Annotated in this window: 23 protein-coding genes and 1 other annotated feature; of the genes, 6 read left to right on the plus strand and 17 right to left on the minus strand. The window is 38.3% G+C overall.

The annotated features are described in order from the left end of the window. Positions 1–19 precede the first annotated feature (19 nt). The 4 genes from wecB to efrA form a co-directional block, all read right to left on the minus strand. Positions 20–1171 (minus strand): non-hydrolyzing UDP-N-acetylglucosamine 2-epimerase, encoded by a 1152-nt coding sequence (wecB, locus tag IGL56_RS11140; RefSeq protein ID WP_002387311.1) that lies wholly within the window; start codon positions 1169–1171, stop codon positions 20–22. Between the two features lie 13 nt (positions 1172–1184). Further along, a complete protein-coding gene (locus IGL56_RS11145) occupies positions 1185–1676 on the minus strand; it encodes a gamma carbonic anhydrase family protein (protein WP_002355129.1) in 492 nt (163 codons plus the stop codon). 242 nt (positions 1677–1918) lie between these two features. Then, a complete protein-coding gene (gene efrB, locus IGL56_RS11150; protein WP_002365186.1) occupies positions 1919–3688 on the minus strand; it encodes a multidrug efflux ABC transporter subunit EfrB in 1770 nt (589 codons plus the stop codon). After that, positions 3685–5412: a multidrug efflux ABC transporter subunit EfrA gene (efrA, locus tag IGL56_RS11155; protein WP_002389280.1), complete on the minus strand. Its 1728-nt coding sequence runs from the start codon at positions 5410–5412 to the stop codon at positions 3685–3687. The genes efrB and efrA overlap by 4 nt, the downstream gene beginning before the upstream one ends. 228 nt (positions 5413–5640) lie before the next feature. Here efrA and IGL56_RS11160 point away from each other — a divergent pair, with 228 nt between their 5' ends. The 3 genes from IGL56_RS11160 to rnjA all read left to right on the plus strand — a co-directional run bounded on the left by IGL56_RS11160 (position 5641) and on the right by rnjA (position 8232). Then, positions 5641–6027 carry a YbaN family protein gene (locus tag IGL56_RS11160; protein ID WP_002355126.1) on the plus strand — a complete coding sequence of 129 codons (387 nt, stop codon included), beginning with the start codon at positions 5641–5643 and terminating at the stop codon, positions 6025–6027. 305 nt (positions 6028–6332) lie between these two features. Further along, on the plus strand, positions 6333–6545 hold the full coding sequence (locus IGL56_RS11165) for a DNA-directed RNA polymerase subunit epsilon (protein ID WP_002355123.1): 213 nt from the start codon (positions 6333–6335) through the stop codon (positions 6543–6545). A 1-nt stretch (position 6546) separates the two neighbouring features. Beyond that, positions 6547–8232, plus strand: coding sequence for a ribonuclease J1 (gene rnjA, locus IGL56_RS11170; protein ID WP_002355122.1), 1686 nt, complete (start codon positions 6547–6549; stop codon positions 8230–8232). A 105-nt stretch (positions 8233–8337) separates the two neighbouring features. Here rnjA and IGL56_RS11175 read toward each other — a convergent pair whose 3' ends face one another. The 4 genes from IGL56_RS11175 to IGL56_RS11190 form a co-directional block, all read right to left on the minus strand. Then, entirely contained in the window at positions 8338–8538 is a 201-nt protein-coding gene (locus tag IGL56_RS11175) for a cold-shock protein (protein WP_002355121.1), read from the minus strand. 153 nt (positions 8539–8691) lie between these two features. Then, positions 8692–9390, minus strand: a complete 699-nt coding sequence (gene radC / locus IGL56_RS11180; protein ID WP_002365188.1) for a RadC family protein — start codon at positions 9388–9390, stop codon at positions 8692–8694. A gap of 55 nt (positions 9391–9445) precedes the next feature. Further along, the gene (locus tag IGL56_RS11185) at positions 9446–10105 is read right to left on the minus strand and encodes an HAD family hydrolase (protein WP_002385286.1); all 660 of its coding nucleotides are present in this window, start codon (positions 10103–10105) and stop codon (positions 9446–9448) included. Beyond that, positions 10089–11411, minus strand: coding sequence for a bifunctional folylpolyglutamate synthase/dihydrofolate synthase (locus tag IGL56_RS11190; RefSeq protein WP_002355117.1), 1323 nt, complete (start codon positions 11409–11411; stop codon positions 10089–10091). Before IGL56_RS11190 ends, IGL56_RS11185 begins: the two co-directional genes overlap by 17 nt. 248 nt (positions 11412–11659) lie before the next feature. Here IGL56_RS11190 and IGL56_RS11195 point away from each other — a divergent pair, with 248 nt between their 5' ends. Both IGL56_RS11195 and IGL56_RS11200 read left to right on the plus strand, forming a co-directional pair. After that, positions 11660–14224 carry a YfhO family protein gene (locus tag IGL56_RS11195; protein ID WP_002389062.1) on the plus strand — a complete coding sequence of 855 codons (2565 nt, stop codon included), beginning with the start codon at positions 11660–11662 and terminating at the stop codon, positions 14222–14224. After that, positions 14217–14816: a TVP38/TMEM64 family protein gene (locus IGL56_RS11200; RefSeq protein ID WP_002355114.1), complete on the plus strand. Its 600-nt coding sequence runs from the start codon at positions 14217–14219 to the stop codon at positions 14814–14816. Before IGL56_RS11195 ends, IGL56_RS11200 begins: the two co-directional genes overlap by 8 nt. Before the next feature lie 45 nt (positions 14817–14861). On the opposite strand, the gene IGL56_RS11205 is transcribed toward IGL56_RS11200, so the two are convergent. From IGL56_RS11205 to IGL56_RS11235, 7 genes are all read right to left on the minus strand, one after another. After that, complete coding sequence (locus tag IGL56_RS11205; protein WP_002355112.1) at positions 14862–17504, minus strand: valine--tRNA ligase; 2643 nt, start codon at positions 17502–17504, stop codon at positions 14862–14864. A 102-nt stretch (positions 17505–17606) separates the two neighbouring features. Beyond that, positions 17607–17846 (minus strand) — a binding site (T-box leader). Between the two features lie 49 nt (positions 17847–17895). Next, a complete protein-coding gene (tpx, locus tag IGL56_RS11210) occupies positions 17896–18384 on the minus strand; it encodes a thiol peroxidase (protein ID WP_002355111.1) in 489 nt (162 codons plus the stop codon). A 63-nt stretch (positions 18385–18447) separates the two neighbouring features. After that, positions 18448–19095, minus strand: coding sequence for a redox-sensing transcriptional repressor Rex (locus IGL56_RS11215; protein ID WP_002365189.1), 648 nt, complete (start codon positions 19093–19095; stop codon positions 18448–18450). A gap of 129 nt (positions 19096–19224) precedes the next feature. Beyond that, complete coding sequence (gene thiI, locus IGL56_RS11220; RefSeq protein WP_002359156.1) at positions 19225–20439, minus strand: tRNA uracil 4-sulfurtransferase ThiI; 1215 nt, start codon at positions 20437–20439, stop codon at positions 19225–19227. 159 nt (positions 20440–20598) lie between these two features. Continuing rightward, positions 20599–21912: an NCS2 family permease gene (locus tag IGL56_RS11225; protein ID WP_002355107.1), complete on the minus strand. Its 1314-nt coding sequence runs from the start codon at positions 21910–21912 to the stop codon at positions 20599–20601. A 181-nt stretch (positions 21913–22093) separates the two neighbouring features. Then, entirely contained in the window at positions 22094–22831 is a 738-nt protein-coding gene (locus IGL56_RS11230; protein ID WP_002355106.1) for an SDR family oxidoreductase, read from the minus strand. Beyond that, positions 22831–23412 (minus strand): DapH/DapD/GlmU-related protein, encoded by a 582-nt coding sequence (locus tag IGL56_RS11235; protein ID WP_065813716.1) that lies wholly within the window; start codon positions 23410–23412, stop codon positions 22831–22833. The genes IGL56_RS11230 and IGL56_RS11235 overlap by 1 nt, the downstream gene beginning before the upstream one ends. A 107-nt stretch (positions 23413–23519) precedes the next feature. Here IGL56_RS11235 and IGL56_RS11240 point away from each other — a divergent pair, with 107 nt between their 5' ends. Continuing rightward, complete coding sequence (locus tag IGL56_RS11240) at positions 23520–24404, plus strand: LysR family transcriptional regulator (protein WP_002370030.1); 885 nt, start codon at positions 23520–23522, stop codon at positions 24402–24404. A gap of 19 nt (positions 24405–24423) precedes the next feature. On the opposite strand, the gene rbsU is transcribed toward IGL56_RS11240, so the two are convergent. Together rbsU and rbsD are read right to left on the minus strand one after the other, a co-directional pair. After that, positions 24424–25311, minus strand: a complete 888-nt coding sequence (gene rbsU / locus IGL56_RS11245; RefSeq protein WP_002355103.1) for a ribose/proton symporter RbsU — start codon at positions 25309–25311, stop codon at positions 24424–24426. 20 nt (positions 25312–25331) lie between these two features. Beyond that, complete coding sequence (rbsD, locus tag IGL56_RS11250) at positions 25332–25727, minus strand: D-ribose pyranase (RefSeq protein ID WP_002355102.1); 396 nt, start codon at positions 25725–25727, stop codon at positions 25332–25334. Position 25728 lies beyond the last annotated feature (1 nt).

Consider the following 25728-nt stretch of genomic DNA (forward strand, 5'->3'; position numbering starts at 1 on the left):
CGCTTCTCTGCCTTTTTATTTATTTTGCTGTAAACGTATCTGGTTTTTTATCTGATTTCTGCATTTCATAGGCAATGGCTTCAACGATTCGGCGGCTAGCTTGACCATCCCCATACGGATTTTGTGCATGCGCCATCGCGTGGTAAGCATCAGAATCAGTCAATAATGTTTTCGCCTCTTGATAGACTACTTGTTCGTCTGTACCAACCAATTTCAATGTTCCTGCCGCTACGCCTTCTGGACGTTCCGTTGTATCTCGTAAAACTAAAACTGGCACACCTAAGGAAGGAGCTTCTTCTTGCACACCGCCAGAATCAGTTAAAATTAAAGCACTTTTCGCTGCAAAATTTTGAAAATCTTTGACATCCAATGGTTCAATTAAATGCACACGAGCTAATTCACCTAAGTGTTCCGCTACTATTTCACGGACTTTGGGATTTTTGTGCATAGGGAAAATGACTTCAATTTCTGGATGTTCCATTACAAGTCGACGAACAGCTTTAAACACATTTGCCATTGGCAGGCCTAAATTTTCACGACGATGCATTGTAATTAGCACGATGCGTTGGTCTGTAGGGATTTTTTCCAATAAATCATTTTGATAGTGGGCATCAACGGTGTACGCCATCGCGTCAATTGCTGTATTGCCAGTCACATAAATATGTTCTTCTGGATGATTTTCTTTGATTAAATTGTCCTTACTTTGAGTGGTTGGGGCAAAATAAATATCAGTTAACACGTCTACCAGTTGACGATTCATTTCTTCCGGAAACGGAGAATATTTTTGCCAGGTCCGCAATCCTGCTTCCACATGTCCCACTGGAATCTGTTGATAAAAAGCAGCCAATGCAGCCGCAAATGACGTGGTTGTATCGCCATGAACCAAGACAATATCCGGCTGTTCTGTCACAAGAACCTCAGTTAATAAATTCAAAACACGACTTGTAATATCTGTTAAGGTTTGCCCATCTTTCATGATATTTAAATCATGATTCGGTGTAATTTGAAAATCTTCTAACACTTGATCCAACATTTGGCGATGTTGCGCTGTTACGACTACTACAGAGTCAAATCCTTGACTTTGCTCTTCTAAAACTTTGATTAAAGGGGCCATTTTGATTGCTTCTGGCCGTGTTCCAAAAACCGTCATTACTTTAATTTTCTTCATCATTTTCCTCCTAATTCTATGTTAGTTTCGGGTATTTTTGTTGGCGAAATTCTTCTGCTCGTTGAATATAATGTAAGGCGTTCGTATGATTACTGGCTATTTCTGCTGCCGTTAACGGACGGATAACCTTCGCGGGTCGACCAAATGCTAAAACATTTGGCGGGATAATTTTGCCTTCTGTCACTAAAGAGCCCGCACCAATCAGGCTGTTTTCTCCAATAATGGCGTTATTTAGAATCGTTGAACCCATGCCAATCAAAGCACCATCACCGATTTTACAACCGTGTAACATGCATTGATGGCCCACCGTTACATACTTGCCTACAATTGTCGGGGCATCTTCATCAACATGAATAATCGTGCCATCTTGAATATTACTACCTTCACCAATGGTAATTGTGTTACTGTCACCTCTTAAGACCGACTGAAACCAAATATTACTATCCTTCGCTAGTTGTACGTTTCCATAGACATCTGCACTAGCAGCAATAAAATATTCTTTTTTCAAACTCTGTCACCTCTTTTCATTAAGTATAGACAAGAATTCCTCACTTTCATAGTAAAAAAGACAAGAAAAGAGCGTGGGACAAAAATCACTTTGGATTTTTGCTCCACGCTCAAAAACTGATAAACGGCGGGAACAAAAGCAACTCCTTCGGAAATAAGCCGGAATTCTCCAAAAATTACAGAACAATTTTCGGAAATTCCTTCTTATTTCTCGGAGTTAAACGCTTCTGTCCCGACCTCTTTTTATTCCTCATAGTCGCCTTCTTCAGCAAATTGACTATTGTATAGTTTTTCATAGAAGCCACCTTGTTCCAGCAACTCATGATGCGTACCTTTTTCAATGATTTCTCCTTGTTTCATAACAAGAATTAAATCAGCTTCACGAATAGTTGATAGGCGGTGGGCAATAACGAAACTCGTTCGTCCTTCCATAACACGATCCATTGCTTTTTGAATTAAGGCTTCCAAGCGTGTATCGACTGAACTAGTCGCCTCATCTAAAATCAAAATTTTCGGATCAGAAATTACCGCTCGGGCAATGGTCAACAATTGTTTTTGACCAAGGGAAACGTTATCTCCCTCAGAATTGATTTCCATTTCATACCCATCTGGCATTGTCCGAATGAAGTGATCCACATTGGCCGTTTTCGCTGCATCGACAACTTCATAATCCGTGGCATCCAACTTCCCAAAACGAATGTTATCTGCAATGGTACCTTTATACAACCAAGCATCTTGCAATACCATTCCAAATACAGATCGGACATCACTACGGTTCATTTTTTTCGTGTCAATGCCATCAATTTTAATGGCGCCTTCTGTTACATCATAAAAACGCATTAGCAAATTGATTAAGGTTGTTTTCCCAGCGCCAGTTGGTCCCACAATCGCAACCATTTGGCCCGCATCAACTTTAAAGTTCAAATTACGAATTAACGGTTTTTCTGGGTCATAACTAAAGCTGACATTTTCAAATTCAACAGAGCCTAAAATAGGTTCTGGTAAAGGAACATCTTGTTCGTTAAGTTCTTCTTCTGGTTCATCTAGGATTTCAAAAATCCGCATGGTCGAAGCTGAAGCGCTTTGTAAAGCTGCAGACAACTGCGTAATATTCCCCATTGGTTGGCTAATTTGCCAAATATATTGAATAAACGCTTGTAACTGCCCCACTACGATCACACCAGCAACCACATAGTAACTACCAAGGACAGCTACCCCGATATAGGTCCCATAAGCGGTCATTTGAACCAATGGCAACATTAATCCTGAGATAAAGGATGCTTTGAAACCAAAACCATTTAAACGATGATTGACTTGTTTAAAGCCTTCAAGAGTTTCTTTTTCCCGACCATATAGTTTTAAAACACTGAACCCAGTCATATTTTCTTGGACATAACCATTTAAGTCTCCTAAAGAATTTTGCATTCCTTGGAAATATTTCTGGGAGATTTTAACAATTGTTCTGGAAATAATCAGAGACAACGGAATCATAATCACTGAAAAAATCGCCATCAGCGGATTGATTAAGAACATCATCACTACCGCCATCACAATCCCTAAGACTGCTGAAACAATATTGATAAAACTTTGTTGCATCGCATTGCTGACAGCATCCACATCGTTCGTCACCCGTGACAAAATATTTCCTTGTTGGTTCTTATCAAAATAAGAAACTGGCAAACGATTGATTTTTTCTTCAATATCGCGGCGTAAATCGCGCATGGATTGTTGAACGACATTCGTCATTAAAAAGCCTGACAAAAATTGTGCCACACAATAACCTGTTCCCACAACTAAAATCCAAATTAAACATTGGATTACATAATCAAAATTAATGGATTCGCCAGCCGCAATATTACGGCTAATTTCTGTCGTTGGTAATCCAGTCAAATAAGGCAACGCTGCATTAAAGGCAACGGTTAATATTGTAAATAAAATAACTAAATAAAACGTCACTCGGTACGGTTTAATATAGCGACCGATTCGTTTCATAGAAGAAAAGGCGTGTTTCATGCTAATTCCTCCTCTGACAATTGAGAAGCCGCAATATCATAGTAAATTGGACAAGTCTCAAGTAATTCACGATGTGTGCCAATTCCGACCACGTCGCCTTCGTTTAAAACAACAATGCGGTCCGCATGCATAATTGTTCCAACACGTTGTGCCACAATTAAAACAGTGGATTCTGTTGTTTCTTTTTTCAGACGCGCTCGTAAATTTGCATCTGTTTGATAATCTAACGCAGAAAAACTATCATCAAATATATAAATTTCCGGATTGCGAATAATCGCCCGTGCGATAGCTAAACGTTGTTTTTGACCACCAGAAAAGTTCGTGCCACCTTCTGAAAGAGGTTCATCATAGCCTTGCGGTTTTTGTGAAACAAATTCTGTTGCTTGAGCAATGTCAATTGCTCGTTCCATTTCTTCTAATGTCGCATCTTCCTTACCGTAGCGAAGGTTATCAGCAATTGTACCAGTAAAAAGTAACGCTTTTTGTGGAATATAGCCAATCTTATTGCGTAATGCACTAAGTTTGTACTCTTTTACGTTCACTCCATCGATTAAAATTTCACCTTCTGATACATCATAAAACCGTGGAATCAATTGAATTAATGTTGATTTCCCACTACCTGTGCTCCCAATAAAGGCCACTGTTTCACCAGGTGACGCCTTAAAACTTACATTGCGGATGACTGGGCTTTCCGCATGTCCAGGATAGGCAAAGGTTACATTTTTAAACTCTAGATAGCCTTTAGTAGCTGTTTCTGTTAAGCCTTCTTCTTCACGAATAGCTGGTTCCATGTCTAAGGCTTCTTGAATCCGCGAAGCCGAAACCGCAGCCCGCGGATACATCATAAAGACACTGGCAAATAACATAAACGAGAACAGCGCATGGAAAATATATTCAATAAAAGCTATTAAATTCCCAACTTCTAAATCCCCATGGCTGATTTGAACAGTCCCGCTCCAAATGATTAAGACCATCACAATATTAAATAAGAAAAAGAACCCTGGTTGGGCTGCTGCCATTAAACGAAACAAACTTTTTGAACTTTTAGTGTAAGTTTCATTGACTTTATTAAAACGAGATTCTTCAAATTTTTCATTAACAAATGCGCGTATTACCCGCAATCCAGAAAGATTTTCTCTTAAAATCCCGTTGATTCCATCTAAGTTCTTTTGTTGCTTTTTAGATAACGGTTCTGACAAACGAGCAATTCCGACAACTGCTAGCAGCAGAAAAGGCAAGGCACCTAAAACGTACATTCCTAACGACGGACTCGTTCGCATCACCATGTAAAGACTGGCAATAAACATCACTGGCGTCATAAAGCCAAGACGTAAAATATTTCCCATGAAGAGCATAATTTGGTATGCATCATTGGTAGTTCGCGTAATTAAGGAAGAAACCCCAATACTTTCATATTCACTATGTGAGAAAGTTTGAATCTTTTCAAATAAATCATCACGAATATCACGAACAATGTTTGTTGTAATTCTGGCACCAAAGTACCCCAGCAAAATATTCATTGCGACACCAATAATCGTAATTACAACCATCCAAATCCCTTGCTGATAAATATAGTCCATATCTCTAGGAATAATTCCTTTGTCAATCATTCGTGCTAAAATGGTCGGCAAGCCTAATTCAATTAAAATAAAACCAAACACACAAATAAAATCAGCGAAAAGTAATTTCTTATAACGCATTGTGTAACGCCACATTAACTTCAATTAATCATCTCCTTCTTATCTTACTTTAAATTTTCTAGTACTCCCACTGTATCAAAAAGAAATCGGTAATACAAGCTGTCTGGCTAGAAAAAACAGCCTTTCTCTTTCTATCCTTTCTCTTTTAGATTTTCTAAAAAATAGATAATTTTAATGATTTACTTATACGATTAAAATTGCTACTTCCTTTTGATTGTGCCATAATTGGGAAAAACTGAAAGGACCCTTTGAATGAAAAAATTATTCTTCATTTTTCTCGGTTCCTGTACGTTTGCTTTAGGCACGTTAGGAATCTTTTTGCCGCTTTTACCCACCACTGGTTTTTATTTATTAACGGCCTTTTTTTGGATGCGTAGTTCAGATAAACTTTATAACAAATTTTTAGCTTCTTCTTATTATCAAAAATATATCCAAGAAGCCTTCTTTGAGAAAAAAATTACTCGTAAAGGTAAATGGAAACTATTTATTTCCATGTTTCTTTTATTTGCCATTCCGTGTTTAATTGTCCGAAATACGTTGATGACTACGACTTTAGCGATTGTTTATTTAGCCCACGTGATCGGCTTAAGTTGGTATTGGCGTCCTAAAAAAAAGGCACTCGAACTTGATCAAGAATAAGGTGAAACAAGAAGTTTGTTTTTTTTAAAAGTCCAGTGAGTGTTTCTATACTTCCTTATCATTCTATGATAAAATAAGCTTAATTGTTGTTATTCACAACACACGGGACGGTTGAAAAAAGAACACATAAAATCAAATACCCAGAATGAAGCAAAGTCGAGGCTTCATTTCATCATTAACAGATGTTTTTGATGAGCATTCTTTTTTAGGTGATCAGCACCTCGTTTTGTTGTGTTTAATTTTCTGTCTTAAAATGAAAAAAACTATAAATTGCTACTATTAGTAGCTGAAGGAGAAATGAATCGATGATTTACAAAGTATACTATCAAGAAACAAAAATCAGAAACCCAAAAAGAGAAGACACAAAATCTCTTTACATGGAAGCCGATAGCGATGTAATCGTGCGCCAATTAGTTGAAGAAAATACCCCATACAATATTGAATACGTTCAATTATTAGACGAAAAACATCTTGCTTACGAGCAAGAACATGCGGACTTCACTCTAACGGAGTTTTAACATGAAAGTAAACATAAAAAATAACGAAACTGGCGTTTTTGCAATCGGTGGTTTAGGCGAAATTGGAAAAAACACATATGGGGTACAATTCCAAGATGAAATTATCATTATTGATGCTGGGATCAAATTCCCAGAAGATGATTTACTTGGGATTGACTACGTGATTCCAGATTATAGCTACATCGTTCAAAATTTGCATAAAGTCAAAGCACTCGTTATTACCCACGGTCATGAAGACCATATTGGTGGCGTTCCTTATCTTTTACGTCAAGCGAATATCCCAATCTATGCGGGACCACTAGCCTTGGCTTTAATTACCAACAAACTAGATGAACATGGTTTATTGCGAGAAGCGGAATTACACGAAATTAATGAAGATACGGTGATTCGTTTTAGAAAAACAGCGATTAGTTTTTTCCGGACGACTCACAGTATTCCTGATGCCTTGGGCGTTGTGGTTAAAACGCCTTCTGGTAACATTGTCGCAACAGGTGACTTTAAGTTTGACTTTACACCCGTTGGTGAGCCAGCCAACTTACACAGAATGGCGAAATTAGGTGAAGAAGGCGTCCTTTGTCTTCTTTCAGACAGTACCAATGCTGAAATACCCACCTTTACAAAATCCGAAAAAACAATTGGGACCTCTATTTTAAAAATCTTTGAAAAAATTGATGGTCGGATTATCTTTGCCAGTTTTGCTTCAAACATTTTCCGTTTACAACAAGCTGCTGATGCAGCCGTGAAAACAGGTCGCAAAATTGCTGTTTTTGGTCGTAGCATGGAAAATGCCATTGTCAATGGCGAACGCTTAGGCTACATCAAAGTGCCAAAAGGAACGTTTGTCGATGCGGCGGAACTGAATCAATTGCCAGCAAATGAAACAATGATTTTATGTACTGGCTCTCAAGGAGAACCTATGGCCGCGCTTAGTCGGATTGCTAACGGTACACATCGCCAAATTAGTATTCAACCAGGCGATACGGTTGTTTTCTCAAGTTCACCAATTCCTGGGAATACGACAAGCGTTAACCGTTTAATCAACTTATTATCTGAAGCCGGTGCAGAAGTTATCCACGGAAAAATCAATAATATCCATACTTCTGGTCACGGTGGACAAGAAGAGCAAAAATTAATGCTTCGTTTGATGAAGCCTAAATATTTCATGCCTGTTCATGGTGAATTTAGAATGTTAAAAATCCATGCTTCGCTCGCTCAAGATACAGGGGTTCCTGAAGAAAATTGCTTTATCATGGGCAACGGCGATGTCTTAGCTTTAACGGCTGATAGCGCACGTCCTGCTGGTCACTTCAACGCTAACGACGTGTACGTTGATGGAAATGGTGTCGGTGATATCGGGAATGTTGTTTTACGGGATCGTCGTATCTTATCTGAAGAAGGTTTAGTTTTAGCGGTAGCAACGGTTGATATTAAAAATAAAGAAATTATGGCTGGTCCAGACATTCTTTCCCGTGGTTTTGTCTACATGCGTGAGTCTGGTGATATGATTCATGAAGGCCAACGTCTTTTATTCAATGCTCTACGTGAAGCAATGAAAGATAAAAACTGTACCGAAGCAAAATTAGGCGAAGCCATGACGACCGCTTTACAGCCTTTCTTGTTTGAACAAACAGAACGTCATCCAATGATTCTGCCAATGATTATGACTGCCACAGTTAGTGATCAATAAAGCTCTCATTTAATAGAGAAGAAAAATGTTTGTCCATTTTTCTTCTCTATTTTTGCTAACAAAAAAACACCTAACATGCGTTAGGTGTTTTTGGATTATTTTTTATTAGTTTTTTTCTACGTTAACTGCTTGAGGGCCACGGTCTGAATCTTCAACATCAAAAGTCACTGCTTGACCTTCTTCTAAAGTTTTGAAACCATCACCTTGGATAGCTGAGAAGTGTACGAATACGTCGCTTCCATCTTCGCGTGAGATAAACCCAAAACCTTTTTCTGCGTTAAACCATTTTACTGTTCCTTGTTCCATTCTTTTGTTCCTCCTCGTGCATTTGCACATAAATAGTCGTAACTTTGCTCGCTTCCAATAGAATATTTAAAAAAATTTAAAAAGTCTACATAATTCCAAACAAGATTACCCTTTCATTTTACACGTGATAAAATATTTTTGCAAGAATTGTCCTCATTCTGAAGCAAAAAAATTCTCTTCTCTCAAACTAATGTATCCGCTATCACCAACAATAATATGATCCAACAATTGAATCCCCATCATTTCGCCACATTCTTCCATTCGTTTGGTAAATTGGATATCTTGTGGAGACGGTGTCGGATTGCCAGATGGATGATTATGAGCTAATAGTATGCGAGCAGAAGAATATTTAACCGCTTCCCGAAAAATTTCGCGTGGATGAGCAATACTTTGATTCAGTGATCCTTTGAAAATCGTTTTCTGTTGGATAATGTCATTCTTGGTATTCAAGTAAATACAAATTAAATGTTCTTGTTGCAGCCCCTTCATCTCTTGGAGTAATCGTTGAGCGACTTGTTGACTGGACGTAACTTTGCCAAATTTGATTTGACTACTTTGATAAATTCGACACCCTAATTCAATGGCCGCACGTAATTCAATGGCTTTCACTTGGCCAATGCCTTTAATAGCCATTAACTCGTTCAACGTGGCTTGCTGCAAATAAGAAAGTTGCTTAAACTGTTTTAACAGCGTTGCGGCAACAGTCATCACGTCTGCTTCTTTTGAGCCAGTGCGTAACAGAATCGCCAACAACTCTTGATTCGATAATGCTTTTTCTCCTATCGCTAAGAGCCGTTCTCGTGGTAAACAATCACTCGGCATCTCGCGAATAAACAGATCCGATACTTGCATAAAAAAACCTCCTTTGCTAGTCATTAATAAACTACGCAAAGGAGTGTTGTTTTTATTATTTTAAATAATGTGGCGCTTGATGTAAACTCTCCAAGACATGCAATGTTTTCTCTTGGATAACTTCAGTTGGTTGCAATAAATCAGGTACCATGATCACTGGAATGCCCGCACTATGAGCCGCACTTACCCCATGAAATGAGTCTTCGAAAATCAAGGTTTTCGGGGCTTCTGTTCCTAAAAGTTGACGAGCTTTTTGAAAAATTTCTGGGTCTGGTTTTGCTCGTTTAACATCCTCTGCTGAAACGATCCCTACAAAACGATCCTGAATCCCAGCATGGCTTAATAACATTTCAATTGCTGGACGGACGTTACTTGAAGCAACTAATCGAGGAATTTTTTGATCATCTAAAAAGTCGAGAAATTCCACCACCCCTGGTTTTAAAGGTACGTTACCAGATCGAAACTCTTGCAGGGTATCATCATAAGAACGGCGGATAAATTCTTCCACTGTGTCGTGACCATAAGATGCATAAATACGTCGGTAATTCTCTTGTACTTCTTCATCGGAAATCCCAACATAGTCTAAATAGACTTCTTTACTATATGGTAACCCCATTGCATCTGCTACTTTTTGAGTAGATGTATAGTAAATCAACTCCGTATCAAAAAGCAACCCATCCATATCAAAAATTACGCCATCAAATTTCTTCATCATTTCCTCCTATAGTTAAAAGTAATTCTCTTACTTGAGAAACAAAATATAATGAACCTGTTACTAATAATAAATCATCTGTCGACATTTTTTCTAAAATTTCGCCTAAGCCAAATTGCCATAAAGACACAATTTCTGTTAAATCGTCTTCATATTTTTCCATTTCTGTAAGTGCAATAGCTTTAGGGTAATCAAAGCTAGTTAAGTAAAGATGCGCATTCGGTACTTGCTTTAAGTCCTGAATCATCTCATCCACATCTTTAGTTGCTAAAGCTGAAAATAAAATATGAATCGTGTGTTGTGGAAACTCTTTGCGCAAGTTTTCAACTAAGCGTTTTACTGCATGATCATTGTGGGCACCATCTAAAACAATCAACGGTTCATCACTAAGACGTTCCATTCGAGCTGGCCATTGCGCTTTAGCTAACCCTTGAGTAATGTCTCGTTCTTTAAACGGCAAATGTTGTAGTTGGCAATACTTGTCAAATAATTGAATAGCTACCGCCGCGTTTTCTACTTGGTGACGCCCCAACAAGGGAACTTTAATTTTTGTCAGTTTGCCCATTTCTCCATAGAAATTAAATACTTCCCCCCATTGTGTATCAGGATGTAGATATTCCACTTGATACTCTTTGCCAAAACGAAAAATTGGACTCTGTTTTTCTTGTGCGACTTTTTCAATGACTGCTAGCGCATCAGCACAAATATTGCCTGTTACTACTGGGACTTTTTCTTTAATAATACCCGCTTTTTGATAGGCAATTTCAGCAATTGTTTCACCTAAAATTTCTGTGTGATCCTTCCCAATTGTCGTAATCCCCGTCAATAATGGCTTCACGACATTGGTGCTATCAAGTAATCCACCTAAGCCAACTTCAACAACGGCGATATCCACTTGTTCATTCACGAAATAGTCCAAGGCCATTCCTGTCAATGTTTCGAATTCTGTAATTCCAGCCACTTCAGTGATCTGGTCTAATTCTTTAATGATTGGTTGATACTTTTCCACATAGGTAATCAATTGTTCGTCTGAAATTGGTTGACCATTTATCGCAATTCTTTCATTAAATGATTCAATATAAGGAGAGGTAAAGGTTCCGACTTTCAAGCCCATTTCTTCTAATAGACAGCGTAAATATGTCACGGTTGAGCCTTTACCATTGGTTCCTGCGATATGAATCGTTGGCACTTTGTTTTCTGGATGATCAATTTTTTCTAATAACGCATTAATCCGATCCAAACCAGGTCTTGAACCAAAGGGTAACCGGCTATGAATCCATTCAATGGCTTCTTCTATTGTTAATTGCATCTTGTCCAACTCCTTGTCTTCTTCTACATTATAACTAAGTTAGGTGACTTTTTCACTAATAACCAATTGAAACTTTTTCTTGAAAACTTTTTGCATTTTTCATAATTTTGCGTTATTAGCAGATACATTAATGAACTTATGGTAAACTAACATTCTGGATGGTTCGTTCCAGCCAGCCAATTAAAAACTATTTTTAAAGCGTTCAACACGCTTATTCATGATTTTTTTATAAAGGTGGACTTATTTTGATGAAAAACAAATCGAAGCTTTTATGGTTAGGAAGTTTTTTCTTGCCGTTTTTACTTCTGTTGCTTGTATGGATGACATTACAACTTGCGCCTTTTGGTGACAACAACTTATTAGTTAGTGATTTAGGCACACAATACATGCCTTTCTTGAGTTTTTTAAAACGCTCTTTTCACGAGGGAATAACTACATTCTACTCTTTTTCCAATGAGATTGGTGAGTCGATTGTTCCTTTGGCAGCCTATTACTTACTGAGCCCTTTTAATGTGTTGGCTTTCTTTTTTCCTTATGAACAATTACCTATAGCAATTTTATGGATTATTACCTTAAAACTTGCCTTGATGGGCACGACGATGTTTAGCTATTTAAAATACACCTATCAAAAAGTTGATGGCACCACGTTACTTTTTTCAACGTCCTATAGTTTCTGTGGCTTTGTCACCGTCTATAGCCAAAACTTTATGTGGTTGGATGCACTGATTCTATTCCCGCTTATCTTATTGGGACTCCAACGTTTATGGGATCAACGTAAATGGGGCTTATACAGTATCACCCTGTTTTTAGCGATTGTGACGAATTACTACATGGGTTATATGATTTGTCTCTTTGCTGTTTTGTACAGTATCTATTGGTTCTTTAAAAAGAATACCCAACCCCATGCTATTCGGCAATTTTTTAAACAAAGTCCGTTATTCATCCTCGTTTCTTTTTTAACAGGAACTGCAACTAGCTTTTTATTATTACCTGCAGCAGAAGGGATGCTCTATACAAAAAAAGCAGATTTTGATGTCTCGACGTTCTTTTTAACGCCTAAGTTCAACACTTCGTTTTTCTCGCAATTAGGCTTAGGTTCTATTAATTATGAGTTGCGTTTAGACCATTTACCAACCGTTTTTGCTGGATTATTTGTGACACTCCTCTGTGTTGCCTATTTTCAAACGAAACAAATTGCGTTAAAAGAAAGAATAGCTTCAGCAATTCTTTTATTCATTCTCTTTTTAAGCTTTTGGTTAGAAGCCTTTAATACTGTCTGGCACATGTTTCAAAGCCCAGCTGGTTTCCCTTACCGAAATGTCTTTATCTTTAGCTTTTTATTGATTGTCTTTGCCTATGAAGTTTGGCTTAAAAAAGTGACCATTCCTTGGACCGCACCTATTATTTTTAGTCTGCTGTTAGTCATTGGCTACGGATCTTTGTATTATGGTCCACAAAAGAATCTCTTAATTTCGATCAATTATTTATGGCTAAGTTTACTTTTTATTTGGTTGATTTTCTTTTGCTTGCGTTTAGCACACAAAAAGGCCTTAAGAAACTATGTAGTCGTGGCTTTATTCTTACTGGTCAGCACAGAATTAACAACGAATTTCTGGATTTCTTTTAAACACATGCCCTTTGGTAGCCAAGCAACATTTGCCCAAGATTACCGAAAACACAGCCAATTAATCGATGAAAAAATGGCCTCAGCACCAGAACTTTATCGCATGAAACAAGTCATTCCTTCCAAAGAAACAGGGTTCCGTGAAATCAATAACGGCTACAATAATCCTTTACTTTATGGCTATGCTGGCGTTTCTAGCTATACTTCGACTTTAACTGCCACTACCCAAGACACATTAAGTGCGCTAGGTTTATATCGAAAAAATGATCGCCGGATTGCCTATGTGGATAATTCACAACTAACCAATTTACTTTTAAATGTGAAATATGACTTTTTACCAATTGAAAAACCTACGAGTGAAAAATTGCTAAAAACAGTTGGTTCCACGAAAATCATGGAAAATGATGAAGCGATCGGTATGGGCTTTTTGGCGCCAACCGCATTAACCAAGTTAAAATTAGCAAAAAATAATCCTTTAGATGCCCAAGAAGAACTCCTGCAAACGCTCGTGCCGACGGATAAACCTTACTTTAAAACAGCTTCGTTGATAAATGAACCTCATCATACCAACGAAACAATTGAAGCAACCTTTAAAGTGAATAGCACTGGCGACTTGCATCTTTATATTCCGAATTTAAAATGGAAAAAGGTTACACAATTGAAGGTAAACCAACAAGTTATCTCGACGCCGATTTATATTGCAACCAATCAACTGTTCAATTTAGGGCATTTTGAAAAAGGAACTACCGTGACCCTGTCACTAACTGCTGAACAAGTGGTTGATTTAACTAATTGGCAACTTCAAACTTTAGACCAAACAGCCTTTAATCGTGCGGTTGACAAATTACGCCAACAAGCTCTTCACGTGAACCTAACTAAAAAAGGCCACTTAAATGGCGCACTGAATGTACCTGAAAATGACACTCAGTTACTGTATACGTCCATTCCTTATGACCAAGATTGGCAAGTCAAATCGTCGCTACAAAAAGAACCCTTAAAAACACAACGCATTCTAGGTGGCTTTTTAGCTGTTGAAGTCCCAGCTGGCAAACAGCAGTTAACCTTTGCCTATCATCCAAGAATGATTTATCTCGGCACTGCCGTCAGCGGAACGATTTTACTGGGAACGGCTGGTTATCTTGGCTTTAAAAAATACCGTCGAAAACGTCAGGAGGCCACTCATGACTAATCAGAAAAAATTTTTAAATGGACTCATTCGGTGGTTACCCCTAGTTGGACTGGTGCTTTTCTTCGGCTTAATTTTATGGGGATATTCCAGAGGAATTTTTCATTCTGTTGCTTCCTTGCAAGCTTTTATTAAACAGTTTGGTAACTATGCGGTTCTGTGTTTTATTCTTTTACAAATCGTCCAAGTGATTATTCCTATTCTACCTGGAGGAATCTCTTCTGTTGCAGGAATGTTGATGTTTGGCAATTTGCAAGGACTTTTGTATAGCTATCTTGGATTGATTATTGGTGAGTTTATTGGCTTTTTACTGGTTCGTTACTATGGACGTAGCTTTGTAAAAATAATCCTTTCACCCAATAAATACAAAAAATTTGAAGAGATTTTAGACAAAAATGAACACAATGTCAAAAAGCTCTTAATCTTTACTATGTTAGTCCCCTTCGCTCCAGATGATATTGTTTGTTTAGTGGCGGGAATTACAGATATTTCTTTAAAAGAATTCATGAAAATTGTTCTTTTATTGAAATTCTGGTCTGTGGCTACTTACAGCTACTTAATGTTGTATTTGTTTCAATTATTTGGCAAATTATAACAAAAAGACAACAAAACCAACGTTGGTTTTGTTGTCTTTTCTTTTTTAGATTGAACGTAATTGGGCAATCCGTTCTTTGACAGCCTCTTGTTTTTCAAGGTAGTCCTTTTCTTTTGCACGTTCTGCTTCCACGACCTCATCTGGTGCATTTGACACAAAACGTTCATTTGAAAGTTTGCCTTGCACACGTTTGACTTCTTTTGTCCATTTGTCTAATTCTTTTTCTAAGCGAGCAATTTCTTCCTCGATATTAATCAACCCAGCTAATGGTAGGAATAGTTCTGCGCCTGTTAATACAGCGGACATGGCTAATTCTGGCGCTTCTATTTCACGACTGATGACTAATTCCTCTGGGTTACAGAAGCGTTCCAAGTAGCTAGTATTAGCTGTTAAAAATTCTTCTACTTCTGTATCGTTTGTTTTAATTAACAAAGTAATTGGTTTAGAAAGTGGTGTATTCACTTCTGCTCGAATATTCCGAACCGAACGAATAACTTCTTTCAGAACTTCCATTCCTCGAGCTGCTGCTTCATCGTTAAATTCTTCATGAACAACTGGGTACTCTGCCACAACCAATGACTCACCTTGATGCGGAATTTTTTCCCAAATTTCTTCTGTTACAAACGGCATAATTGGATGCAATAAGCGTAAGATTTGATCCAATGTGTACACCAAGATGCTCCGCGTTGTTTGTTTAGCTGCTTCATTGTCTCCGTAAAGAATTTCTTTACTCATTTCAATATACCAATCACAGAAATCATCCCAGATGAAGTTGTATAATTGGCGACCTGCTTCACCAAATTCAAAACGATCAAATAATTCTGTCACACGGGCGACTGTTTCGTTTAAGCGCGTTAAAATCCAACGATCAGCGACAGTCTTTTCACCACTAAAGTCAATATCTGCAGCAGTCATACCTTCTACATTCATGATAACGAAGCGACTTGCATTCCAGATCTTATTGATAAAGTTCCAAGAAGCATCCATTTTTTCATAACTAAAACGAACATCTTGACCTGGAGCTGAACCATTTGATAAGAACCAACGTAACGCATCTGCGCCATATTTTTCGATGACATCCATTGGATCAATCCCATTCCCCAATGATTTACTCATTTTGCGTCCTTGCTCATCACGAATTAAGCCGTGAATTAAGACATTTTGGAAGGGACGTTCACCTGTAAACTCTAAGCTTTGGAAAATCATACGACTTACCCAGAAGAAGATGATGTCATAGCCAGTAACTAATGTGCTTGTTGGGAAGTAACGTTGATAATCTTCGCTTGCTTCATCTGGCCAACCCATCGTTGAAAATGGCCATAAAGCAGAACTAAACCATGTATCTAAGACGTCACTATCTTGAACCCAATTTTCACTGTCGGCTGGCGCTTCCATCCCAACATACATCTCGCCCGTTTCTTTGTGATACCAAGCAGGAATTTGGTGGCCCCACCATAATTGTCGCGAAATAACCCAGTCATGTACATTTTCCATCCAACGTAAAAATGTTTGATTGAAGCGTGGTGGATAAAATTCAACAGCGTCTTCTGTTTCTTGATTTTTCATTGCTTTTTCAGCTAATGGTCCCATTTTTACAAACCATTGGGTCGATAAACGTGGTTCCACGACAACGCCTGTTCGTTCTGAATGGCCCACGCTGTGATTCATTGTTTCGATCTTAATTAAGCGACCTAGTTCTTTCAAGTCAGAGACAATCGCTTTACGTGCAGCAAAACGATCCATTCCTTCGTATTTTCCAGCCAGTTCATTCATCGTGCCGTCTTCGTTCATAACATTTACTCGAGGTAAGTCATGACGATTACCGACTTCAAAGTCATTTGGATCATGGGCAGGTGTGATTTTTACAACCCCTGTTCCAAATTCCATATCTACATAGTCATCTGCAATAATTGGAATTTCTTTATCTACTAATGGCAAGACAACTGTCTTACCAATAAGTTCCTGATACCGTTCATCTTCTGGATGGACCGCAATCGCCGTATCTCCCAACATTGTTTCAGGACGCGTTGTCGCAATTTCAACAACACCAGAACCATCTGATAATGGGTAGCTCATGTGGTAAAAAGCTCCTTCAATATCTTTATGGATTACTTCAATATCAGACAATGCTGTTTTCGCTTTTGGATCCCAGTTAATGATATATTCACCACGGTAAATCAAATCTTTCTCGTAAAGAGAGACAAACACTTTACGAACGGCCTCAGATAGCCCTTCATCTAAAGTAAAACGTTCACGGCTGTAATCTAAAGAAAGACCCATTTTTGCCCACTGTTCACGAATGTGAGAAGCATATTCTTCTTTCCATTCCCACACTTGATCAACAAATTTTTCACGACCTAAGTCGTAACGTGAAATTCCTTGTTGTGCTAGTTTCTCTTCTACTTTTGCTTGCGTGGCAATTCCAGCATGGTCCATTCCTGGCAGCCATAACGTATCAAAGCCTTGCATTCTTTTTTGGCGGATAATCATATCTTGTAATGTTGTATCCCAAGCATGCCCTAAGTGTAGCTTCCCTGTTACATTAGGTGGTGGAATAACAATTGAATAGGGCTTCGCTTTTTTGTCGCCACTTGGTTTAAATAAATCTTGATCTAGCCATTTTTGATAACGGCCAGCTTCGATTTCTGTCGGTTGATATTTCGTTGGTAAGTTTTTTTCTTCTGACATTTTTTCCCCTTCTTTCTTAAAATACGCGATTTGGAGCGGTAATTATTTTACAAATGAGTTTTTTTGGCTAAACACTAAAATACGCCCTAAAATACTTTCGTATTTTAGGGCGTAGATTCATCTTATTTACGCGGTACCACCTAAATTGCATTTGAATTGAATTCATTCAAATGCCACTCATTCGTGAGATAACGTTCACGAAACGAATCGTTCTACTAACGTACTGTGTTCAAACCATTGACTCACAAGCTACCTTCTCACTGGTTGTGTAAAAGTCTTGCACCTGAACGACTTTTTCTCTAAAACGACGCCAATGATACTCCTCTTGTTCGCTGTCTTTGCTTCATTCTACAATGAAGCGCAAGCAAAGTCAATTTGTAATCTAGAGGGATTACACTTTTTTTGCAGCTTCTAACGCTTGTTGATAATCGGGTTCCGACGAAACTTCTGAGACGATTTCTTCATAAACTAACGTTCCTTCTGGGTCAATCACAAAAATAGCACGTGCTAAACGGCCCATTTCTGGAATATACAAACCATAAGCTGCACCAAATGAGTCTTCAGTATCATGAAGCATTTCCATTTCGACACCCTCAGCGGCACACCAATTTGCTTGTTCTTCAACTGTGTTATTGGAAATCGTGATAATCTGAACACCGTCTAATTTCGCCGCTTCTTGATTGAAACGTTTCGTTTGCAGTGAACAAACACGTGTGTCGATATCAGGAACCACACTAATTAAAACCGTTTTACCTTTATAATCTGCCAAGTTGATTTCTTGGTTGTTTAAATTTTTCAAAGAAAAGACGGGGGCTTTTGTGCCAACTTTAGGCTGTTCACCTGTCAATTCTAATACGTGCCCTTTTCTTGTAACATTCATTCTGAAATCCTCCTTTTCCACTTTCAATAATAAGTATAGTAGAGGATTTTTATGAAGACAATTTTATTGCTTTGGGCTATTTGCTAGTGAAAAAGTTTCATTAAAATAAATCAGTGTTTGCAGTTCCGTTGTTAAATCAATATACTGCACACTAACGTTGGCTGGCACACTGACACGGTCTGGCGCAAAATTTAAAATCGCAGTCACACCCGCTTGAACAATTTTGTCGATGGCTTTTTGGGCATGGTGACTTGGTACTGTAGAAATGGCTACCGTGACCCCTTCTTGTCGAACGAATGCTTCTAACTCAGACATATCATGAACTAATAATCCATTAATCGTGGTGCCGACTAAAGCCGAATCATTATCAAAAGCACAGACAATATTCAAATTCTCGTTGCGTCTAAAATTATTTTTTAATAATGCCTTGCCTAAATTGCCACAACCAATCAGAGCAATTCTTTTTTCTTCTTGCGTATTTAAAATATTACTAAATACCTCAATTAAATACGGCACATCGTAACCATAACCGCTTCGGCCCAGTTCACCAACGTGGGAAAAATCACGCCGAATCGTTGCAGAAGGAATCTGGATCATTTCACTAAACTCTCGTGATTTAATGCGTTTAACACCAGAATCCCCTAACATTTTTAAATAACGTAAATAAACCGGCAAACGTTTTGCCGTTGCTTTAGGCATTTTTTTCTCCATCCTCTGTCCTCCTTGTTACCTACTTCACATATTCAGTTTATCACGGTTCCCCTCTCCGAGCAACTTGTTTGTGAAATAAGTACAAAATAAATACAGTGACGTCTAAGCGACCGTCACTGTATTTATTTCTTATAGGAAATCTGCAAATTCGTCTTCTTGTTTATCTTTCGCTGTTTCTGCTGAAATCTCTGTAATTTTGAGTCCTTCTAAGGCCCGAGCCATTAAACCTTCCAAGTCTAAGCGCGCTTCATAATCTTGCGCTTTATCCAAGCGAGGTCGTGTTTTCGGTTGCGGTGGCGCAAAAATTGTACAACAATCTTCGAAGGGTTGGATGGCTAATTCAAACGTGTCAATTTTTTCGGCAATTTCGATAATTTCTGTCTTATCCATTGAAACAACAGGTCGAATTATCGGTGTTGAGGTAACCTCATTAATTGCTACCATACTTTGAAGTGTTTGCGAAGCCACTTGTCCTAACGATTCACCGTTAATAATGACTAAACCTTTCCGCATTTCACGAATTGCATCTGTTAAGCGTAACATTAAACGTCGTGTAATGGTCATTAAGTAGCCTTGGGGAACAACTCGTTTTATTTCTTCTTGAATTTCTGTAAAGGGCACTTCAATAAATTGAATAGTTCCTACATAAGGGACTAATTTTTCAGCTAAATCTTTAGCCTTTTGTAACGCTTGTTCACTTGTATAAGGCGGACTAGCAAAATGGACAGCTTCCACTTCCACGCCACGTTTCATAGCTAAATAACCAGCAACTGGTGAATCAATGCCTCCTGACAACATCAACATACCACGACCACTGGTGCCCACTGGCAATCCACCCGCACCGCGAATCGTTTCATAAGATAAATACGCCGCATCTTTACGAATTTCAATTCTTAAGTTGATATCAGGCTTTTTCATTTGTACTTGAATTTCCGGAATGGCTTCAATAACAGCCCCACCTAATTCTTGATTCAAGCCATTTGAATCAAGTTCAAATGAATGGTCCGAACGTTTAGCAGTAATTTTAAACGTCTTACCTGGCGTATAAACTTCCCGAACAACCTCTTGAACCATTGCACGAATCGCTGGCATTTCTTTTTCAATACGAATACTTGGCGAAAAATTTTGAATTCCAAACACTTTACTTAGTTTTGGAATCACTTCTTCACTATCTTCCCCATTTAATAAAATATGCATTCTATCTCGATCTGCATGGATTTTCAATGCTGGAAAATCAGCTAACGCACGTTTCACATTTTGTGCTAACTGCATGATAAACGTTTTACGATTTTTTCCTTTAGTTGATAATTCGCCATAGCGAACCATAATTTCTGTATACTTCACTCAATTAATTCCTCTCTGTTCCTGTATCTTCACAGGTCAATGTCTTTGCAAATTATACATCAAATAAGGGGCGTTTTTCTAGTGCTTAGTCGAAAAAAAATAGTTGATTCATAAGTTCATTGTCTTATGAATCAACTATTTGATAACTTTCTCTCTTGCTTATTGCGCATTCAGGATCCACATGAATCCGACAAAAACAAAGAACAAGCCATACATAATTGGCGAAACTTCTTTCCCACGTTTTGCCGCAATCATTGTAATTGGATAGAAGATAAAGCCTAAGGCAATCCCATCTGAAATGCTGTATGTCAATGGCATTCCTAACAAGATTAAGAAGGAAGGAATCGCAATTTCCATCTCGTTCCATTTAATTTTGCTTAAGGATTGTGCCATCAAAACACCAACAATAATCAACGCTGGTGCTGTAACTTGCGAAGTGACAACTGCTAACAAAGGAGAAAATAGCAAACTGAAAATAAATAAAATCCCGGTTGTAATAGCTGTGATTCCTGAACGACCACCCACAGCAATCCCCGCAGATGATTCGACATATGCGCCAACTGGCGATGTCCCTAATAGAGAACCAGCTAACATCGCTGTTGAATCAGCGGCTAAAGCTTTCCCCACACGCGGCATTTTATTGTCCTTCATAAAACCTGCTTGATTGGCTAAGCCCACCAACGTACCAGCCGTATCAAAGAATGTTACTAATAGGAACGTTAAAACCACGACCCACATTTGAATCGTATTGATATCTTTCACATGTCCTAACGCCACTAAAAATGTTGGTTCTAAACTTGGCGCGCTTGAAATAATCTTATCAGGCATTGGAATAACGCCTGTCGCTAAACCAACAATCGTTGAAATCGCCATCCCAATAAAAATACCACCCGGTACTCGACGAACTAACAAAATTGCAGTTACGACTAAGCCGACAATGGTAACCCACGTTGAACCAACATTCAAAGGTCCTAAGCCAACAAGTGTCGCATCATTAGCCACAATTAAGCCACCTTGGCTTAAACCAAGAAAAGCAATAAACAACCCGATCCCACCTGAAATGGCAAATTTCAAGTCTGCAGGAATTGCATCAATAATTAGCTCGCGTAATTTAAAAATTGTAATTAAAATAAATATCAATGAAGCCACAAAAACGCCTGCTAATGTCGTTTGCCAAGGAATCCCCATACCAACAGAGACTGAATAAGCAAAGAATGCATTAATTCCTAAAGCTGGTGCTGTCGCAATCGGATATTTCGCCAACACACCCATTAAAATACAACCTAAGGCACTCGCTAAAGCGGTGGCAGTAAAAACAGCGCCTTCGTCCATGCCAGAAGCACCAAGTACGGTTGGATTAACGAACAAAATATACGCCATTGAGATAAATGTGGTGAAACCAGCTAACATTTCTCGTTTCATATTCGTATTCAATTGTTCAAGTTCAAAATATGAACTTATCTTTTCTTTCATGTTCCGTCCTCCTAAAATCTAAACATCCTACAATGTTCGTAAAATATTCAATTTATTAATGAAACAACGTGTTTAATCATATAATAAACCAACAAATAAGTAAATATCAAATTCTAAATTCTGTAAAAAACGAACAATCACGATTCAAAAAAAGTATTCCTTTCTAGGAATACTTTTTAAATTAAATCGTTTGTGTGGTCGGGCGAACAACCATTTCACTGATTGACATACGATCTGGCGTGTCTATGGCAAAGACCACCGCTTGCGCAATGTCTTCCGCCTTTAAGCCCCAACTTAACTGTTCTAGATGTAACGTTTCAGCTACTACTCGATTAGAAATTGTTTGATAAAGTTCTGTTTGTACAGCACCTGGTGAAATAATCGTTGATTTAATGTTATTCTCTCTTTGTTCTTGTCGCAATCCTTCCATAATTGCTCGAACAGCAAACTTTGTTCCACAGTAGACAGCCGAATCTGGATAAACGACATGTCCTGCCACAGAATCAGTAGTAATAATCTGCCCTGATTTTTGTTCAACCATAATTGGAAGAACTGCCGCAATGCCATTTAAAACACCCATAATATTAATATCTAGCATTTGACGCCATTCTCCTTTTGGTGCTTCAATAAGAGGCGCCGTTGGCATAACTCCTGCATTGTTAAAAAGAACATCAATTCGTCCATATTTTTCCATTGTAAGCTTGATTACACGCTGAACTTCCTCTTCTTTCGTTACATCTGCTTGTTGCACGAGAATCGTTGCTTCAGGAAGTTCTTTTTTTATAGCAATTAAACGTTCTTGTCGACGTGCTGCAATGACTAACTTCGCTCCTTTTCTGGCAAGTAAACGGGCTGTTGCCTCACCGATTCCACTGGAAGCGCCCATGATAACAATAACTTTTTCTGATAATGATTTCATTATATTTCCTCCTTATCTTCCTGAATCCAACGAATAATTTTAGCTGGTGTTCCTGCAACAATAGCGTTAGCTGGCACATCTTTAGTTACAGTCGCATTAGCTGCTACGATAGCATTTTCACCAATCGTAATACCTGGTAAAACAGTAACACCCGCGCCTAACCACGCAAATTTTTTAATGGTAATTGGTGCTAGCAATACGCCTCGCCGTTTCATTGGCAGTTCCGGATGATTGACACTTAAGAGATTAACGCGCGGACCAATTAAAACATTGTCTTCAATTATAATGCCCCCTAAATCAACAAACATAGCTGCCCGATTAATAAAAATATTTTTACCAAAATGTATATTGCGTCCAAAATCTGTATAAAAAGGCAATAAAATCGTAACGGTTTCGTCAATTTTGTCTTGGATAATCATGGCAAGAAGATTCCTTACTTCATTATGTGTATAGGCTTGTTGATTTAATTCTATTAAATAGCGACTATTTTCCTCTTGAATCTGATGAATAAGTTGAAATAGTGGTTCATCTTTATCAATGCTACCTGTTGCAATTAGTTCTTGGAGATTTTTTGTAAGCATTCCTAATCGCCTCCTTTTGCTAAATTTATCGTAATACGTGACAACTCCTCTGTCTAATACTTATAATAAATAGATAAGTATGCGTTTTAGTTATAGGAGGGAAAGTAATGGAATTACGAGTGATTCACTATTTCTTAGCAGTGGTCCAAGAAAAAACGATTAGTGGCGCAGCCAAACAATTGCATGTATCACAACCAACATTATCTAAGCAATTAAAAGAATTAGAGGAAGAATTAGGCGTGACATTATTTATACGAGGAAATCGACAAATACAATTAACACCTGAAGGAGAATATTTAGCTAAACAAGGGCAAGATATTTTAAGCTTAGCGAATAAAACAGTCACCAACTTGTCGCAAAATGAATTCATTAATGGCGAAATCACGATTGGTGGCGGCGAAACAAAAGCTATGTCTTTTTTAGCGAATGCACTACAACAAATAACAAGCCAGCACTCAGCTGATATTCACCTTCATTTATACAGTGGGAATGCAGATGATGTAATAGAACGGCTAGACAAAGGATTATTAGATTTTGGTTTAATTATTGAGCCTGCACCTAAACAAAAATATAGCTATTTAACATTACCAGTTGTAGATACATGGGGCTTAATTACTGTAAAGGACCATCCCTTAGCCACTAAAAATGTTATTACTGCAGCCGATTTAAAAGAAGAACCTTTATTTATTTCTCGACAAGCACAAGTTCCGAGCCAACTCTCTGATTGGCTCGAAGCAAGTCTAGATCAGTTCCGAATCGTTGGGACCTACAACTTACTTTACAACGCTTCACTGATGGTAGAAGCTGGGCTAGGTAGCGCCCTAAGCATTGATGGTATTCTAGAAACAAAGCAAACAAATTTACGTTTTATCCCGCTATATCCTGCTTTAACAGCCAAAATTAGTTTAATTTGGCGCAAAAATACGGTTCTTTCCACAGCTGCTGCATTATTTTTAGAACAAATAAAAAAAAGTATTCAACGCCCTGAATAATAGGTCGTTGAATACTTTTTTAAATCATCACTGTGATCGTAGCTGCTGCCAAAATCAAAACTAAGCCGATAATCGTTACGGTCATTTCCTTGGCTGTTTTCTTTTGACCTAAGAACCAAATACCTGTCAACGTTGCAAGCACAACTGATGTTTGGGATAGAATAAAGCCAGTTGCCAAGCCGTTCATATCTGGCTGCGCTGAAATTAAATAAGTTAACGCTGCAAAGGCGAAGAAAAAGCCTGAAAAAATTTGTTTGTAAGAAACAGCTTCTATAAATGGGGATGTTTCCCCACCCTTAATAGTGACAACTGCTGAGTAAATAACTGCCACAATTACCATGCCTATTGCTTGTGGTAAAAAGGCATGCATGCCATCAATTGCCGTCGCTTGTGGTGCTGCAGAGTACGCCCAATAGCCGATTTCACCAACGGCTAATAGAAGAACTGCTTTTTTCATAATTCCAGCACTCTCAGCGGACTCCGTTTCCGACCAGACCGTCATTTTGGCACCAATCATGATTAACACTAAGGCAAATGCGCCTAACAATTTGGCTGTCGCACCTGGCCAGTTTCCTAAGAAAAAGACACCCCAGAGAGAAGCACCTAAAAGTTGGAACGCGGTCGTTACTGGCATAGCACGTGATGACCCAATCATCGTGAAGCATTTAAATGTAATGATTTGCGCACAGGCCCAACCGACACCAGATAAAATTGAAAAGAATAAATCCATGCCCGCTGGAAAAGCCAAACCATTAATCATTGAAAAAATAGCGGCAAAAATTAATGTTCCTAAACTGGTACCGAGAATTTGATTCACTGGACGACCACCAATTTTGGAAGCGATTGTTGGGAAAAGCCCCCAACCTAGAAGCGGTCCTAAACCGATTAATAATGCAGTCGCATTCATCTCTATTTCCCCTCTCTCGTTTAAAAGACAACGTTACTTTCTAATAAAATATTTGCGTAAGGAGTCATTTCCCCCGTCCGAATAAATGCATGGCAGTTGTTTAATTCTTGTTTCATTTCTGTATGAGGAATAAAACTGATGGGAGTTTCTGGTAAACGAGTTTTAATTGCTGTCAACATGTCAGGATTTTCTGTTTTAATTTCTTCTGCTAAATAAATTCGTTGAACTGCCAATTCCTCAAGGACATTGTTTAAAACTTCCATAAAACTAGGGACGCCATTGGTAACTGCTAAATCAATTTTTTCTGTAGTCCGAGGCACTGGCATGCCTGCATCACCAATACTTAATTTATCAAAATGACCCATTTGTGCGATAACGCGGGAAATATCAGAATTAATAACTTTTGTTTTTTTCATG

The sequence above is a fragment of the Enterococcus sp. DIV1316a genome, assembly GCF_050536915.1.
Taxonomy (GTDB): domain Bacteria; phylum Bacillota; class Bacilli; order Lactobacillales; family Enterococcaceae; genus Enterococcus; species Enterococcus faecalis.